At 69.0% G+C, this 15,882-nt stretch carries 15 protein-coding genes; 1 reads left to right on the top strand and 14 read right to left on the bottom strand.

Going from position 1 to position 15,882, the window contains the following annotated elements; genetic code table 11:
• Positions 1–155: 155 nt before the first annotated feature.
• The 6 genes from ccsB to hemL all read right to left on the bottom strand — a co-directional run bounded on the left by ccsB (position 156) and on the right by hemL (position 6,646).
• A complete protein-coding gene (ccsB, locus tag ACQEVO_RS33560; RefSeq protein ID WP_432923298.1) occupies positions 156–1,124 on the bottom strand; it encodes a c-type cytochrome biogenesis protein CcsB in 969 nt (322 codons plus the stop codon).
• Positions 1,124–2,755 carry a cytochrome c biogenesis protein ResB gene (resB, locus tag ACQEVO_RS33555; RefSeq protein WP_432920946.1) on the bottom strand — a complete coding sequence of 544 codons (1,632 nt, stop codon included), beginning with the start codon at positions 2,753–2,755 and terminating at the stop codon, positions 1,124–1,126. The genes ccsB and resB overlap by 1 nt, the downstream gene beginning before the upstream one ends.
• Positions 2,752–3,636 carry a cytochrome c biogenesis CcdA family protein gene (locus ACQEVO_RS33550; RefSeq protein WP_432920943.1) on the bottom strand — a complete coding sequence of 295 codons (885 nt, stop codon included), beginning with the start codon at positions 3,634–3,636 and terminating at the stop codon, positions 2,752–2,754. The genes resB and ACQEVO_RS33550 overlap by 4 nt, the downstream gene beginning before the upstream one ends.
• 244 nt (positions 3,637–3,880) lie before the next feature.
• The gene (locus ACQEVO_RS33545) at positions 3,881–4,501 is read right to left on the bottom strand and encodes a TlpA family protein disulfide reductase (RefSeq protein WP_432920940.1); all 621 of its coding nucleotides are present in this window, start codon (positions 4,499–4,501) and stop codon (positions 3,881–3,883) included.
• 13 nt (positions 4,502–4,514) lie between these two features.
• The gene (locus ACQEVO_RS33540) at positions 4,515–5,141 is read right to left on the bottom strand and encodes a histidine phosphatase family protein (RefSeq protein ID WP_432923295.1); all 627 of its coding nucleotides are present in this window, start codon (positions 5,139–5,141) and stop codon (positions 4,515–4,517) included.
• Between the two features lie 170 nt (positions 5,142–5,311).
• On the bottom strand, positions 5,312–6,646 hold the full coding sequence (gene hemL / locus ACQEVO_RS33535) for a glutamate-1-semialdehyde 2,1-aminomutase (protein WP_432920937.1): 1,335 nt from the start codon (positions 6,644–6,646) through the stop codon (positions 5,312–5,314).
• Between the two features lie 183 nt (positions 6,647–6,829).
• Between hemL and ACQEVO_RS33530 the strand changes: the two genes are divergently transcribed.
• Positions 6,830–7,225: a hypothetical protein gene (locus tag ACQEVO_RS33530; protein WP_432920934.1), complete on the top strand. Its 396-nt coding sequence runs from the start codon at positions 6,830–6,832 to the stop codon at positions 7,223–7,225.
• A 69-nt stretch (positions 7,226–7,294) separates the two neighbouring features.
• Here ACQEVO_RS33530 and ACQEVO_RS33525 read toward each other — a convergent pair whose 3' ends face one another.
• From ACQEVO_RS33525 to ACQEVO_RS33490, 8 genes are all read right to left on the bottom strand, one after another.
• Positions 7,295–7,537, bottom strand: coding sequence for a hypothetical protein (locus tag ACQEVO_RS33525; RefSeq protein WP_432920931.1), 243 nt, complete (start codon positions 7,535–7,537; stop codon positions 7,295–7,297).
• A 153-nt stretch (positions 7,538–7,690) separates the two neighbouring features.
• Entirely contained in the window at positions 7,691–8,200 is a 510-nt protein-coding gene (locus tag ACQEVO_RS33520; protein WP_432920927.1) for a hypothetical protein, read from the bottom strand.
• 406 nt (positions 8,201–8,606) lie between these two features.
• On the bottom strand, positions 8,607–9,107 hold the full coding sequence (locus tag ACQEVO_RS33515; RefSeq protein WP_432920924.1) for a hypothetical protein: 501 nt from the start codon (positions 9,105–9,107) through the stop codon (positions 8,607–8,609).
• Positions 9,104–10,081 (bottom strand): porphobilinogen synthase, encoded by a 978-nt coding sequence (hemB, locus tag ACQEVO_RS33510; protein ID WP_432920921.1) that lies wholly within the window; start codon positions 10,079–10,081, stop codon positions 9,104–9,106. Before hemB ends, ACQEVO_RS33515 begins: the two co-directional genes overlap by 4 nt.
• A gap of 301 nt (positions 10,082–10,382) precedes the next feature.
• Positions 10,383–11,945 carry a uroporphyrinogen-III synthase gene (locus tag ACQEVO_RS33505; RefSeq protein ID WP_432920918.1) on the bottom strand — a complete coding sequence of 521 codons (1,563 nt, stop codon included), beginning with the start codon at positions 11,943–11,945 and terminating at the stop codon, positions 10,383–10,385.
• A complete protein-coding gene (gene hemC, locus ACQEVO_RS33500; RefSeq protein ID WP_432920915.1) occupies positions 11,942–13,075 on the bottom strand; it encodes a hydroxymethylbilane synthase in 1,134 nt (377 codons plus the stop codon). The genes ACQEVO_RS33505 and hemC overlap by 4 nt, the downstream gene beginning before the upstream one ends.
• Positions 13,072–14,499, bottom strand: coding sequence for a glutamyl-tRNA reductase (locus ACQEVO_RS33495; protein WP_432920913.1), 1,428 nt, complete (start codon positions 14,497–14,499; stop codon positions 13,072–13,074). The genes hemC and ACQEVO_RS33495 overlap by 4 nt, the downstream gene beginning before the upstream one ends.
• Positions 14,496–15,680 carry a redox-sensing transcriptional repressor Rex gene (locus ACQEVO_RS33490; RefSeq protein WP_432920910.1) on the bottom strand — a complete coding sequence of 395 codons (1,185 nt, stop codon included), beginning with the start codon at positions 15,678–15,680 and terminating at the stop codon, positions 14,496–14,498. The genes ACQEVO_RS33495 and ACQEVO_RS33490 overlap by 4 nt, the downstream gene beginning before the upstream one ends.
• Positions 15,681–15,882 lie beyond the last annotated feature (202 nt).

Below are 15,882 nucleotides of genomic sequence, written 5' to 3'. Positions count from 1 at the left end.
GACCGGTCACGCCCGTTTACTCGACAACTACCGGGCTGTATGCAATTCAGCTGATACCGACGGAACAATAGCAACCCTGCATTGCGGCGGAGTAACGATCATTACCGCGTCGGAAACACCGTGTCGAAATCGGAACGTGGCAAATATCGTGCGAATCAGGTGAGCCCGGAGTAGCTGTGCAAACCCGAAACGACGAGATTGATGATGAAGAGGTTGAACAGCATGGCCACGAATCCGGCGACATTGATCCACGCGGCCTTCGTATCCCGCCAGCCCGAGGTCGCCCGGGCGTGCAGATACGCGGCGTAGAGCACCCAGGCGATGAACGAGCACGTCTCCTTCGGATCCCAGCCCCAGAACCGGCCCCAGGCCGCTTCGGCCCAGATCGCGCCGAGGATGACACCCGCGCCGAAGAGCGGGAAGCCGATGATCGTCGTGCGGTAGGCCAGCCGGTCCAGCGTGCGGGCGTCGGGCAGGCGGCGCGCGACGGCTCCGAGGATATTGCCCGATTCCGCGCCCTCGGGCTGGCGCAGCCGGTACAGGAACAGCAGGCTGGCGATACCGGAGACCAGGAAGACACCGCTGCCGATACTCACGATCGTGACGTGCAGCGGCAGCCAGAACGACCGCAGGGCCGGTACCACGGGCGCGGCATCGGAATAGAGCACGGTGCCCGCGAGGAACATCAGGATCAGCACCGGCACCAGCAGGAACGTCCACATTCCGCGGTAGCGGGAATCGCGCATGAATACGAGTCCCACCACCGCCGCGGTCGCGGTCGCCATGGAAACGAACTCGTACATATTGCCCAGCGGGAAACGGCCGGTCGCGAAACCGCGCAGCACGATCGAGGCGATATGCAGGCCGACCGCCACGAAGAGCACCGAGAAGGCGATATTGCCCAGCCGTTCGGACAGCGGCAGCCGGGGCGCCTCGCTGATCTTGCCCGGCGTATCGCTGCCCGCGCTCACTCCACCGGCCGCGACCAGTTCCTTCTCGCCGACCTGCCGGGCGCGGGCGGAGGCGTACTGCACGATCAGCAGAACCAGCACCAGCGCGTACACGACGATCGACGTTTTGTAGGCGAGGTCGCTGTAGCCGGCGAGAGTCTCGTCGATCGGCATCATTGTTCTCCCGTGTCGGTCCCAGAAGCGTCCAGCAGACGGTGCCGTAGGCGCTCGAACTCCCCGCCCCAGCCGGCCTGGTCGGTACGGGCCAGTCCACCCATCTCTACTACGGCGCGTCGTTGGTCCACGGTACCCTCCGGGGTCACCCGCAACCACACCCGCCTCCGGGAAATCAGCAGCGAGACCAGCAGCCCGCCCATCATCACCAGCGCGCTCACCAGCACCCACTGCTGGGCCGGATCGTGCGAGACCTGCAGGTTCACGAATTCCTCGGCACCGTCGAAACGAACCTCGGTGCCATTGGGCAGGGTGGTCGATTCACCCGGCCGCAGGTTCACCCGGGCCTCCTTGGCCAGCCGGCCCTGCCGCACCATCTCCTGATCCAGCGCGAAGATCGACTGCGCCCGGCCGGTGTCCAAACCGGTATCCCCCCGGTAGATATCCACCGCCACGGCGGGGTCGGTCATCTCCGGGTACACCGAGGTGAGCAGTGAACCGTGGAAACTGGCGGTCGGCGCGAACAGGCCCTCGATCGCGATCTGGTTCTGCCGCCGCTCGGTCTCGGTGGCGTACATACCGCCGGGCGGATCGATCCGCAGCACCCCGCTGGACAGGAAGGTCTGCATATCGTTCGGCTGCCACTGCACCGTCTCGGTGCGGGTTTCGCCGTTGGGGAAGGTGACGGTGAAAGTGGGCGCGTATCCATGGCCCTGCAAATAGACCCGGTCCCCACCGACCCGCAGCGGATGGTTCACCTTGATGGTCGTATCCCGCCAGGTGTTCGAATCGAGGTCCGCACCCGACTGATACGCGATATCGGAGGTGAACATCTCGGCTTGACCATTGTCGAGATAGTCGGCCCGGAAATTCTTCACCTGCACACACAACGGGGTCATCCCGGTGCCGTCGTTGACGTTCCCGGCGCGGAACGAATCGAAAACCGCCGGCGAGGTGGTGCAGAAGCCCGGCCCGCCGTTGGCGATCACGATCACGTTGCCCTCGTAGCTGAACAACCGCCCCACCGCGATGGCCACCAGCAACCCCACCAGTGCGAGATGGAAAACCAGATTGCCCAGTTCGCGCGTGTAACCCTTCTCCGCCGACAGCGTCACCTCACCGTCGCGTTCGCCGGGCCGGACCTCGGTACGCCAGCCGCGCAAACGCGTCCGCACCTGTTCGGCGATCTCGGCCGCGGACCCGTCGACCACCACACGATGGTGGTGCGGTAGCCGGGCCAGGTTGCGCGGCACCCGCACCGGCGGGGTACGCAACGCACGGTAGTGGTCCACGGTACGAGGCAGGATGCAGCCCACCAGCGAGATGAACAGCAGCACATACACCGCGGTGAACCAGAAACTGGAGAACACGTCGAACAGCTCGAACCGGTCCATCCACGCACCGAGTACCGGACGGTCCGCGATGTACTCCGCGACCTTCTGCTCGTTCAGGCTCCGCTGCGGCAGCAACGCACCCGGAATCGCGGCCAGAGCCAGCAGGAACAGCAGCACCAGCGCGGTACGCATACTGGTGAGCCCGCGCCAGCCGTTGCGGATCAGCGCCCGGGCACGGCCCAGCGGGGACTGCCGGGGCGGATGTGCGGGCGCCTCGGGATGGTCGGTCACGGTCATATCGGCAACGTCACCCCGGAGACGAAACCGTCGCGCACCCAGCCGATGAACACATCCCAGGCCCCGGAAACCAGCGCCACGCCGACGGCGACGAGCAGGATGCCACCGAGCACCTGGATACCGCGGGAGTTGCGCCGCAGCCAGCCCACCCCGCGCAGCGCGCTCGCCGAACCGAAGGCCAGCACCACGAACGGCAACCCGAGACCGAGGCAGTACGCCACGATCAGCGCGACCCCGCGCGCGGCGGTGGTGCCCTCGGTCCCCGCGGCCACCGCCATCACACCCGACAGCGTGGGCCCCAGGCACGGCGTCCAGCCGAGCGCGAACACCGCACCGAGCAACGGCGCCCCGGCGATACCGGCCAGCCGCCGCGGCGCCATCCTGGTATCGCGCTGCAACGCCGGGATCAGCCCGAGAAAGGCCAGGCCCATCACGATCGTGACGACGCCGCCCAGCCGCTGCAGCAGCTCACGATTCACGTTGAGGGTCTGGATCAACCCGAAAACGGTCGCGGTGGCCAGCACGAAAACCACCGTGAACCCCGCGACGAACAATCCGGCCGCACCGGCGACCCGCAATCGCCCGGTATCGGGCGGCGGGGCCGTCTTCCGGGCGGTGGCGGTATCGGTCAGCACCGCCGTCGCGCCTCCGCCGGAGGCAGCCGCCGCACGTTCGCGACGGGCCTCCTCGACCGTCACCGGCGGAGTCTGCGCACCCACCAGACCGGCCAGATACGACAGATACCCCGGCACCAGCGGCACCACGCACGGCGAGGCGAACGACACCAGACCGGCCAGCAGGCAGGCGCCGAGGGCCAGCAGCAGCGGACCGGTGGCCGCCGTCTGCTGGAATGACTCCCCCACTCCTGCCAGAACCGTCAACGCGAACTACGCTCCGATTCCGTTTCGGAATTGCTCGTGCGGCGGTCTTCGCCCCGGCCGCCCGGAGCGGTCGAACCGCGCGCACCGGACGGACGCGAATTCGACACCTTCCGGTCGCTACCGGCGGTGGCCGCGGGCTGTAGCTCCCAGGCACCGAGCGACGACTTCACCAGTACCTCGGCACGTACCCCCCGCGGGGGGCGGGTGGCGCCGTACCGGCGGACACCTCGGGACCGAAGACTTCTCATGATGCTCCCTCCGCGGCGATGCGCTGCACCACCGGCATTAGATCCTCAGCGAGTAAGGCGCGCAGAAACACCGCCGCCACCCGGTGATCCCGATCCAGCACCACCGTGCTGGGAATGACACTGGTCGGGATGCCACCGAGCGCCAGCAATGTGCGCATGGGCGGGTCGAAAATCGACGGATAACCGACGTGGTTATCGATAACGAAATCGCGAGCTTTGTCCTGCTGATCCTTGACATTGATCCCGAGGAAAGCGACCCCGAGATCCTTGGTCTGTTCGTAGACCTGTTCGAGCGCGGGCGCTTCGCCGCGGCACGGGCCGCACCACTGCGCCCACAGATTGATGACGACCACCTGGCCCGGGAAATCGTCCACCGAGACGGTTTCGCCGTCCTCGGACATCAGGTCCGGACCGGAGAGCTCCCCGATGGTCCCGCGGGTGGACGGGGGATCGTAGAAAATATCGGTCTGCCCACCGGGCGATACGAACTCGAAGGTACCGCCGCCCGTGGCGACCGCATCGGTACCGGTCGAACAGCCCGATACCGCGGCCAGGCACAGCAACACCGCGAGCACCGGCACCAGCCGGCCCCGGACCGCCGAGGCGAACCCCTTCATAAGCCTGACTCGCTCATGCGCCGTGCACCGTCGGATCCGATCCGCCCGCGGGCTCGGAGTAGACGATATCGACCAGGGTGTCACCCCGGTAGACCAGCGAGGTCAGCGACGCGAGACCGCATTGCCGGCTACGCGGGTCGTGCCACAGGCGCTGGCCCTGCAGGAACCGGCGCAGCGTCCAGACCGGCAACTGGTGCGATACCAGCACCGCTTCGCGGCCGGTGGCCTCCACCCGCGCCTTGTTCACGGCGGCGAGCATGCGGTGCGCGATCTGCAGATACGGTTCGCCCCACGACGGGGTGAACGGATCGCGCAGCTTCCACCAGTGCCGGGGTTTGCGCAGCGCCCCGTCGCCCACCGACACCCGCAGGCCCTCGAAGGTGTTACCGGCCTCGATGAGGTTCTCGTCGGTGCGCACGGTGAGCCCGTGCCGGCCCGCGATCGGTTCCGCCGTCTCCTGCGCGCGCTGCAGCGGGGAGGCGATCACCACGGCGATATCGTGGTCGGCCAGGGCCCGCGCGACGGCGCCCGCCTGGGCGCGCCCGGCGACGGACAGGCCGAAGCCCGGCAACCGGCCGTACAGGATGCCGCGCGGATTGTGCACCTCGCCGTGGCGCAGCACATGCACGATGGTTTCCACGGATTCGGGGTCGGCGGCACCGGGTGTGGGCGGTTCGGCGGCGACACCGCCCGCAGTTTCGGATTCGCTACCGGCCGCGGCGGCGAGGTCGTCGGCGTCCCCGTGCCCGGCGGCAATGCGCTCGGGTTCGGTGCCGGCCGCGGGGGCGTCGTTCTCGGGGTCGGGGCGGCTCACGACCGGCTTCCTTCGGCTGTGGCGCTCGCGGCAGCCGCCGCGGCGGCGGGCAGCGCGGCCGCTATCCGCTCGAACGCATCGTCGTCGAGCGCCGCGGAAACGAACCAGGCCTCGAAGGCACTGGGCGGGGCGTACACCCCGGCGTCCAGCAGTCCGTGGAAAAAGGCCGGATAACGCCAGGTCTGGCTCGCCTTGGCGGCGGCATAGTCGAGTACCGGGGATTCGGCGAAGAACACGCTCACCATATTGCCCGCGAACTGCACCTGGTGCGCGACCCCCGCGCCGGTGAGCGCCTCGGTGAGCAGAATGCCCAGCCGTTCACTGTTACGGTCCAGGGCCGCGTACACCTGTTCGTCGGCGGCACGCAGCGTCGCCAGGCCCGCCGCCACCGCCACCGGGTTCCCGGACAGGGTGCCGGCCTGGTAGACGGGACCGAGCGGAGCGAGCCGGTCCATCACCTCGGCCCGGCCGCCGAACGCGGCCGCGGGCAGTCCACCACTCATCACCTTCCCGTAGGTGTAGAGGTCGGCGGCCACCGATTCGATGCCGTACCAGCCCGCGCTGCTGACCCGGAACCCGGTCATCACCTCGTCCATGATGAGCAGCGCGCCGTGGTCGGAGGTGGTCCGGCGCAGCCCGGCGTTGAAATCGGGCAGCGGCGCCACCGCACCCATATTCCCGGCGGCGGCCTCGGTGATCACGGCCGCGATCTCACCCGGATGCTGTTCGAACGCCGCGCGCACGGCCTCCAAATCGTTGTACGGAAGCACGATCGTATCGGCGGCCTGCGCACCGGTGACCCCGGGCGAAGTAGGCAATCCGAACGTCGCGACCCCGGAGCCCGCGTCCGCCAGCAGCGCATCGACATGGCCGTGATAGCACCCTGCGAATTTGATGATCTTGGTGCGGCCCGTATAACCCCGCGCCAGGCGCACCGCGCTCATGGTCGCCTCGGTACCGGAATTCACCAGCCGCACCTTCTGCACCGGCGCGACCCGCTCCACGATCAGCTCGGCGAGTTCCACCTCGGCGGCCGTCGGCGCGCCGAACGACAACCCGTCCCCGGCGACCTTGCGCACCGCCTCGACCACCGCGGGGTGCGCGTGCCCGAGGATCATCGGCCCCCAGGAGCACACCAGATCGACATAGTCGTTACCGTCCGCGTCGACCAGATGGCAGCCCCGGGCCGACGAGATGAACCGCGGCGTACCACCCACCGAGCCGAAGGCCCGCACGGGGGAATTGACCCCACCGGGAACAACCGCTTCGGCTCGCTGGAAAAGCTGACTGGAGGCCGGCACCGCCGTACCGGCCACGCGCAGAGAACTCACGGCCTCCAGTTTGGCAGCCTGCCCGCACGGCGTCACGACAGGGTGCGGCATAGGTGACGCACACCGCCGCGCGGCAAATCACACAGCCACTTGCCGCACCAAATACACCAGGCGTTCGCCGCGAGTGCGTACTGTTCTGTTCCGTCGGAACAATTGCCCGAATCACCGGCCGGGGAGGTCGTTTTGCGAATTGCCATCAGTGGTGCGGCTCTGGCTGTGGCCTCGGTCGCGTGCGGCGTCCTGGCGAGCGGCCTCGGCGCGGGTACGGCCGCGGCCGCCGAACCGGTCGTGGACACCGAGAACGCCCGCGCGGGGCTGCGGCTGAACCAGGCCGAAACCGCAGCGCTGGCCGCGGGCCCGGTACCGGCGCTGGTCGACCAGATCGTCCCCGCGTCCCGGATCGGCGCGGGCCTGAACAGCGACACCCGCCTCTACCGCGACGAAAACGGGGGCGTGCACGCCTCGTTGCGGCAGGTGATGCTGGAATCGGTCGACAACAACGGTTCGGTCATCGTGTTCGTGCACGTTCCGGGCGCCCCGCACGGCCGCGTGTTCGATATCTACCAGCAGTGGGGCTGATCCACGCCGACATGCCGATGCGGAGGCCGGCGGCGCGGGTAGCGCACCGCCGCTCCGGGCCCGGCCCACTCATACCCTCCCGCGGCGCAGGAGCCGCGCGGCGGCATCGGTGACGGCCAGCCCGGCGCCGGTGACCAGCAGCATGGCCAGGAACAACCACGGCGCCACATAGCGGGTCGCGGTGTAGGCCGGGTAGTCCCCGGTCGCCGGGAGATCGGTGGTCTGCACGCCCAGCGCCCAGCACAGCGCGGCCAGCGCGACCGCGAGAACCGCCACCGCGATATCGACGGATACGACGAGCGAACGGTTCACAGGTCTCCTCATCTCTGCTGTGGCCGGATCGGCGATCCCGCCGGGCGCTTCGGGCCGGCGCGGACTCTCCGCCCTGAATACACGATGCTGCCCGCGCGGAATCGGATAAGCAATCAGCCTTGACAAGCCGTGTCGTCAGAGCTGGGGACGGCGCTACGTGCCGGCCGATTCGCCTGTCTCGCCGACGCGATCCGACCGGGCGATCGCCTCGGTCAAGGCCGCCCGCAGGGCGCGATGGTCCTTCGCCCAGGTACGCACCAATTCGCCGTCGGTGCGGCGCAGGCCGATGGCGGTACGCCGCCGCGGGACCCCCGTCAGCTCACCGAGCGCGCGGCCGTCCTCCCACGGCTCGTCCGCATCGGCGGGAAGGACCGCGGCGATGGATCGGACCGGGGTTGTCTCCGGGCCGTTGCGCAGGTAATCCTCGGTCAGTTCCACACTCACGTGCGTACGTGCCGCATAGACTTGGAGAACACCGAACCCGGTGATCAGCGCCGCGCAGAACAGCAGGGCGAACCAGTGCGGGGTGACACCGGCCGCGAGTTCGGCGGCCAGTAGCAGTAAGCAGATCAGCGGGCCGTACGCCACCGCTCGCCAGCGCGCGCCGGGCTCGGCGAACAACACCTCTCCGGTATCGGCGACGGTATCGGACCGATCAGGCATACGCGCGGGTACCGGAAGCGGAAACCACTTCGAATCAGCCGACGATGCTGGGAATCAGCAGGACCGCGACGGTGAGTACACCGAACAGGATCAACAGACTCAAAACGAGCATATCCCGCCGGATACTCTGTGGCTGCTGGATAACCACTCGCATCGTTGCCTCCGATCCCCGGAAAACCGGCCCGGGATTTCGTCCTACTGGACGGGTACCCGTGGCCACCGGTTCGCATGTCCTCTGTGACAGCCCTCACCATACATGCCGGAATACGCGGAACAAACTCGACGTTCGTCCTGAGGATGCGCCGCCTACGGGCGGTCGGTATCAAGACGCTGGTCAGGACAGCCGACAACGAAACCCGGACTCAGCCGAACAAGATTTCCGCCCGGGCGGCTCGAAGCCGGGTTCTCACAGCTTTCCGGGCGTACCGGGCCCGCGAGGCGCGAACCACTGCTCTGCCTCCGGCCGCCGGCACAAGAAGATGGCTCCGCCCGCCAGCACCGCCTGCACGATCGATATCCCTCCGGACAGCACCGGCCCGGCACCCTCCACGACACCGATGGAGAACAGCGCGGCGACGCCCATGATCACCAGCCAGACCCCGGCGAAGGTCAGCAGCGTACGCGCCCATACCTTGCCCTTGCCGAGTTGCTGCACCACCAGCACACCGAGCGCGGCGATCAGCGAACCGAAAACCGCACCGAGCACAGCGCCCACGAGCACCAGTAGATCGATCGTCGCCGGAGCGAGCTGCGGATCGGCGGCCTGCATCCGTTCCCGGAACTCGGCGCTGACCCGCTCCCGGTTCAGCAGCGTATCGGCCAGCGAGACGAACAACCGGACAATTCCCAGGGCGATGATGCCCCACCACAATTGCCGCGCGGTGACAACATCCGCGGGCGGCTTCACCGTAACCAGCGCGCCGCCTCCGTCGCCCAATAGGTGAGCACGATATCCGCGCCGGCGCGGCGGATACCGGTCAGTGATTCCAGCACGGCGGCACGCCGATCGATCCAGCCGCGTTCGGCGGCCGCGGTGATCATCGAGTACTCCCCCGAGATCTGGTAGGCGGCGACCGGGACCGGCGAGCGGTCGGCCACGTCGCGCAGGATGTCGAGATAGGCCATGGCCGGTTTGACCATCACGATATCCGCGCCCTGCTCCAGATCCAGGTCCAGCTCGTACAGGGATTCCCGCCGGTTCGCGGCATCCTGCTGATAGGTCCGCCGATCACCCTGCAGCGAGGAGGCCACCGCTTCCCGGAACGGGCCGTAGAATGCGGAGGCGTATTTCGCCGCATAGGCCAGGATGGCGGTATCGGTCCGACCGGCCTCGTCCAGCGCTTCGCGGATCGCCCCGACCTGACCGTCCATCATCCCGCTCGTCCCGAGCAGGTCGGCCCCCGCCTCGGCCTGTGCCAGCGCCATCTCCACATAGCGCAGCAGGGTGGCATCGTTGTCCACCGCGCCCGCAGCGTCGAGTACGCCGCAGTGTCCGTGGTCGGTGAATTCGTCCAGGCAGGTATCGGCCATCACCACGGTCGCGTCGCCGACCTCCGCGGCCAGCGCCCGCAACCCCCGGTTGAGGATGCCGTCGGGATCGGCGGCCTGGCTGCCCACCGCATCCTTGTCCTCGGGTTTGGGCACCCCGAACAACATCAACCCGCCGACCCCGGCCTCCACCGCCTCGACCGCGGCCTTACGCAGCGAATCCAGCGAATGCTGGAAAACGCCCGGCATGGAACCGATCTCGCGCGGTCCGGACAACCCGTCCGCGACGAACATCGGCAACACCAGATGCCGCGGCTCCAGACTGGTCTCGGCCACCAGCCGCCGCAATGCCGGCGTACGCCGCAACCGCCGCGGACGCTCGATCCCACTCATGCGGTCGAGTCTAGGTGGGCGGCGCCACCGCCGAGCCCGTGGGTTCTGCCGAGGTTCACATAACCCCGGAACCCAACGTCACCACGGCGGTACCGAGGCTCAGCGGTTCGCATAACCCCGGAACCGGACGCGACCTCGGCGGTGCCGAGTCTTACGAGGCCCTTGGAGGTTTTGGCCCGTCCCTGCTGTCAGTGCTCGATGCGATGCGGCGCAGCCGCGAGTGTCGAGTGCTGACAGCAGGGACCAAGGGGGCCAAAACCCCGCGCGCGCCAGCGCGCCGAAAACACAGGCGCCGCCAAAATTACCTACTGCGGCGGCTCTTTTTCCTGGGTGGGGGCAGGAGGCCCTCGGCGCGGAGGCGGGCGGCGTGTTCGGCCAGGGCTTCCACGAGGGGACCCACCTGGGCGACCTCCGGCTGGACGTCGACGCGCAGGCCGAATTCCACGGCGGTTTCCGCGGTTTTCGGGCCGATGCAGGCGACGATCGTGCGGGCGTGCGGTTTACCGGCGATACCCACCAGGTTGCGGACCGTGGAGCTGGAGGTGAACAGGACCGCGTCGAAACCACCGGTCTTGATCATCTCGCGGGTCTCCGCGGGCGGCGGGGACGCGCGCACCGTGCGGTAGGCCGTGACATCGTCGATCTCCCAGCCGCGTTCGCGCAGCCCTTCCGCGAGCGTCTCGGTCGCGATATCGGCGCGCGGCAACAGCACCCGGTTCACCGGGTCGAAAACGTCGTCGTAGGGCGGGAAGTCGGCGAGCAGGCCGAGCGAGGACTGTTCACCGCTGGGCAGCAGTTCGGGATTGATACCGAAGGAGCGCACCTTCTCGGCGGTGGCTTCGCCGACGCAGGCGATCTTCACACCGGAGAACGCACGGGCGTCCAAACCGAATTCGGCGAATTTCTCCCATACCGCGCGTACCGCGTTGGTGGAGGTGAAGACCACCCACTGATACCGGCCGTCCACCAGACCCTTGACCGCGCGTTCCATCTGCGCGGGGCTGCGCGGCGGCTCGACGGCGATGGTAGGGACTTCCTTCGGGATGGCGCCGTGGGTGACGAGCCGTTCGCTCATCTCGCCCGCCTGGTCCTTGGTGCGCGGCACCAGTACCGTCCAGCCGTAGAGCGCGCGCGATTCCCACCACGACATCTTCGACCGCTGGGCGACGGCCTTGCCGATGGTCACGACCAGGGGCCCGACCAGTTCGGAGGCGGTGCTGTTCAGCGTGGCCAGGGTGGCCTCGATGGTGCGCTGCTGGCGGGTGGTGCCGCGGACGGTCACCGCGACCGGGGTCTGCGGCGCCATCCCGTGCTCCACCAGCGCGCTCGCGGTCTCGGCCAGATGGCCGGAGGTCGCGTGCAGGACCAGCGGGCCGGGGGCCGCGGCCAGCGCGGGCCAATCGACCTCACCGCGCACATCGGCCTCGGTATGCCCGGAGCCGAGCGCGATCCCCGCGTAACTGGGCACCGCCGACCCGGACGGCAGGCCCGGCAGCACCTCGAACACGATATGTGAGCGGGTGACCGTGGTGACCTCGGCGATCACCGCGTCGGTGGTGAGCGGGTCGCCGGAGACCACCCGCACCACATCGTGACCGGCTTTCGCCTCGGCGATCAGGGTTTTGGCGACCTCGGCCGGATCGCCGAGGGCGGGGCGCACGTCCACGGGGCGCTCCCCGTCGGGTTCGGCTTCCACCTCGGTGCCGATCAGGGCGAGTACTCCGGCGTCCACATCGGGGTCGGTGAACGCGAGGGTGGCCCGGCACAGCACTTCGCGGGATCGGGTGGTCAGCAATGCCGGGTCCCCCGGGCCCGACCCTACGAACAGGATCCGCCCCGGATGCTTCTTGCTGGCTCGACTCATCGGTTGTTCTCCATTGGACTGGGTTCGGTGAAGTCCGTGGCGGTGCTCGTTCCCGCTGCGGCAGTGCCGCTCGACTGCGCTGCGGCGGTGCTCGTTCCCACCTGGGTGGTGTCGTCCCCGGGTGGCGCTGTGGTTGCACCCGCGGTGCCGGGTTCGGCGGCGAGTAGCTCGCGCGCGCCCAGATCCAGCAGTTCGCGGGCCAGTGCGCGGCCGAGTTCCGCGGCCTGCGCCGGTGCTCCCACCGTCGAGGCCCGTATCACATCGGAACCGTCGATCGCGGCGGCACAGCCGCGCAACGACAGTTCCTCGACGATGCGTCCGTCGTCATCCAACGATTCGACGATTTCGGCGATCGCTCCGACGGGCGCCGTGCAGCCCGCCTCGAGTTCGGCGAGCAGGGCGCGTTCGGCGGTCACGGCGGTGCGGGTGCCGTGGTCGTCGAGCGCGGCCAGCAGCTCGATCAGTTCGGTGTCGCCGGCCCGGCATTCGACGGCCAGCGCACCCTGGGCGGGTGCGGGCAGCATCTGCACGGGTTCCAGCGCTTCGGTGACGGCGTCGAGCCGGCCGATACGGGCGAGCCCGGCGCGGGCGACCACCACCGCGTCCAGTTCCCGGTCGGCGACCTTGCGCAGTCTGGTGTCCAGGTTGCCGCGCAGCGGCTGGATATCGAGGCCCAGTCCCAGCGCACGCAACTGCGCGATCCGGCGCGGAGCCGAGGTCCCGACCACCGCACCCGGCGGTAGTTCGCCCAGCACCATTCCGTCGCGCGCGACCAGCGCGTCGCGCGGGTCCTGGCGTGCGGGGACCGCGGCGAGCACGAAGCGCTCGTCGGCGGCGGTGGGCAGATCCTTGTACGAGTGCACCGCGATATCGATACCGCCGGCAGCCAGTTCGGCGCGCAATGCGCTGGTGAACACACCGACGCCGATATCCTCGACCGGCCCGGTGGACAGATCGCCCGGTGTTTCGATCAGTACGAGTTCCGCGGGATGACCGGCCGCGATGAGCGCGTCGCGCACATCGCCGGCCTGGGTGCGGGCGAGCAGACTGCCGCGGGTGCCGATCCGCCAGGCCGCCCGGCCACCGGCTTCCGCCGCCCGCGCAGCGCCTTCGCCGTGCAGGACTGTCATGTCGACTGCTCCTGTTCGTCGTCGGGGCCGGCGGGGGTGAAATCGTCGGCGAGCGCCACCTCGCCGTCCAGGCTCATCCAGCCCGCGCCGTTGTGTTCGGCGCGGCTGATCTCCATGGGCGCGGCGACCGCCTGGGCCGCACCGGGCTTGAGTTCGAAGAGTTCGCGCAGGGCCTCGGCGTAGCTGTCGCCGCCCGGGGTGGTGGCCAGCTGTTTGACCCGCACCGTCGGCGCGTGCAGCAGTTTGTCCACCACCCGGCGCACCGTGCGGGCCACTTCGTCGCGGGCAGGATCGTCGAGCCCGGGCAGGCGGGAGTCGAGCCGGAGCAATTCGGCCTCGACCACTTCCGCGGCGCGCTGCCGCAGGGCGGCGACGGTCGGCGTGACCTCCGCCATCCGCTGCCCGGCCAGGTATTTGGCGAGTTCCTCGGCGACGATCGCGCGGGCCGCGGCGGTATCGTCGGCCGCGGCGCCGGCGGCGGGGTCGCGCTGCAAGGTCTCGATATCGATCACGGTGACACCGGGCAGCCCGGCCACCGCATGATCCACATCGCGCGGTAGCCCGAGATCGCAGAAGACCAGCGGCGCGCCGCTGCGACGCTGCGGGTGCGAGAGCGCGTTGTGCGCGTCGGCCAGGGTCACCACCGAGCCCACCGCACCGGTGCAGGTGATCACCACGTCGGCGGCCACCAGCGCCTCGGCCAGCCGGGAAAGTTCGTAGGCCTGCGCCGACACACCGTGCGATTCGGCCGTCGCGGCGAGTCGCTCGGCCCGCTCGATGGTGCGATTGACCACCAGGATCCGCTCGATCCCGGCCCGGGACAGATGCGCCACCGACAGCCCGCCCATCGCACCGGCGCCGACCACCGCCGCTGTCCGGCCGGCCAGCGGTCCGAGAACCGTGCTCGCCCGGTCCAGCGCCACCGACACCACCGAGGCGCCGGCGCGGTCGATCCCGGTTTCCGAATGCACCCGCTTACCGACCCGCAGCGCCTGCTGCGACAACTCGTGCAGGGTGCGCCCGATCGCCTGCTGGGCGTCGGCGGTGGTGTAGGCGCTGCGGATCTGGCTGAGCACCTGCTGCTCACCGACGACCATCGAGTCCAGCCCGCTGGCCACCGCGAACAGGTGTTCGGCGGCGGCCTCGCTGTAGCGGACGTAGGCGTGCCGGGTGAGTTCGGGCATCGGCAGCCCGGAATGCGCCGTCAGCAGTTCACCGACATCGGCGAGACCACCGTGGAAGGCGTCGACCACCGCGTAGATCTCCACCCGGTTGCAGGTCGAGACGATCATCGCTTCGGAGATATGGCTGGAGGCCAGCATGCGGTCGATCAGTTTGGGCCGATCGGCATCGGTGATCGCCACCTTCTCCAGCATCGCAACGGGTGCGCTGCGATGGGAGATCCCGACGAGAAGAACGCTCATGGTGTGACCACCGATCCCTTGCTGGTTGGCTCCGTTGCCGTATGCGAGGTCGACTGGGCGGCCGGCGCCGCGCAATGGGCCAGGCTGTGCCTACTGGGCACGAGCGTGGGCCCTGCGTGGTCACGCTCCGCTACCGCCTCCGGGCCTGACACGCTCATGCCGGGCCTACTGGGCACGAGCGTGGGCCCTGCGTGGTCACGCTCTGCTACCGCCTCCGCGCCTGACACGCTCATGCCGGGCCTACTGGGCACGAGCGTGGGCCCTGCGTGGTCACGCTCCGCTACCGCCTCCGCGCCTGACACGCTCATGCCGGCGGTGCCCGGCGTCGGGTGCGCGGGCACCCGGCGGGCGATCCGGCCGGAACCGGCCAACGGATGAGCGGCCGATACGGCACTGCCGGGTACAACGCCGGTGGTACCGGTTTCATTCGCCGCGGCGGACGCGGTCTCCGCCACATTCGCGGTGGTCACACCCTCGGCGGGCTCGTCGGCATCGGCATTGCGAACCCGCTCGAAAGACAGCATCTGCATCTCGACCGCGAGATCCACCCGCCGCAACTCGACACCGGGCGGCGCGGTCAGCGGGCACAGCGCGAAACTCAGGATGGACTGCATCCCCGCCGCCACCAGTTCGTCGCACACCTGCTGGGCGCTGTCGTCGGGTACCGCGATCACCGCGATGGTCGGCCGCAGCAGTTCGATCCCGGCGGCCAGATCGGCGGCATCGCGCACCCGCAGGCCCTCGACCTCACGGCCGATCACCTCGGGATCGTTGTCGAAGATCGCCACCACCGCGAACCCACGGCGCCGGAAACCGCGATAGCCGACCAGCGCGCGACCCAGATTGCCCGCGCCGACCAGCACCACCCGATGCCCGCCGGACAGGCCCAGCACGTCTTCGATCCGGGCCCGCAACCTGGCCACGTCGTAGCCGACCCCACGAACCCCGTTCGGGCCGAGGAAGGACAGATCCTTGCGCAGTTTCGCCGAATTGACACCCGCCGCGACAGCCAGTTCCTCACTGGATACGATGGCCACACCGTCATCGGTCAGCAGGGCCAGCACCCGGAGATAGGTGGCGAGGCGCGCCACCGTAGCCTGGGGGATGTCCTTCTGCGGTGGTCGAGTGGTGACATTGGGAGCATCGCCGGAGACGTCGCGCGTCTCATGGTGCTCTGTCACGTCCTCGGCTCCTCGTCCGGACCGCCAGACGGCCCGGGTGGTCGGCGACCCTGGCGCATGATTCATGTGCCGGAGGTCGGATATCGGGTTGATTCACCTGCTACCGGCGGCCGGATACTCGCCCCGGCCTGCGGTTCGCGTGCCACCACCGTAACCGCTTGTGAACCCATGCACAAAGTCGGTGAAATTCGCCTCATTTTGT

Source organism: Nocardia sp. CA-290969, assembly GCF_050936135.1.
Classification (GTDB): domain Bacteria; phylum Actinomycetota; class Actinomycetes; order Mycobacteriales; family Mycobacteriaceae; genus Nocardia.
Note: the sequence above shows the minus strand (reverse complement) of the source record. Positions and strands in the feature narration are given on the sequence as shown.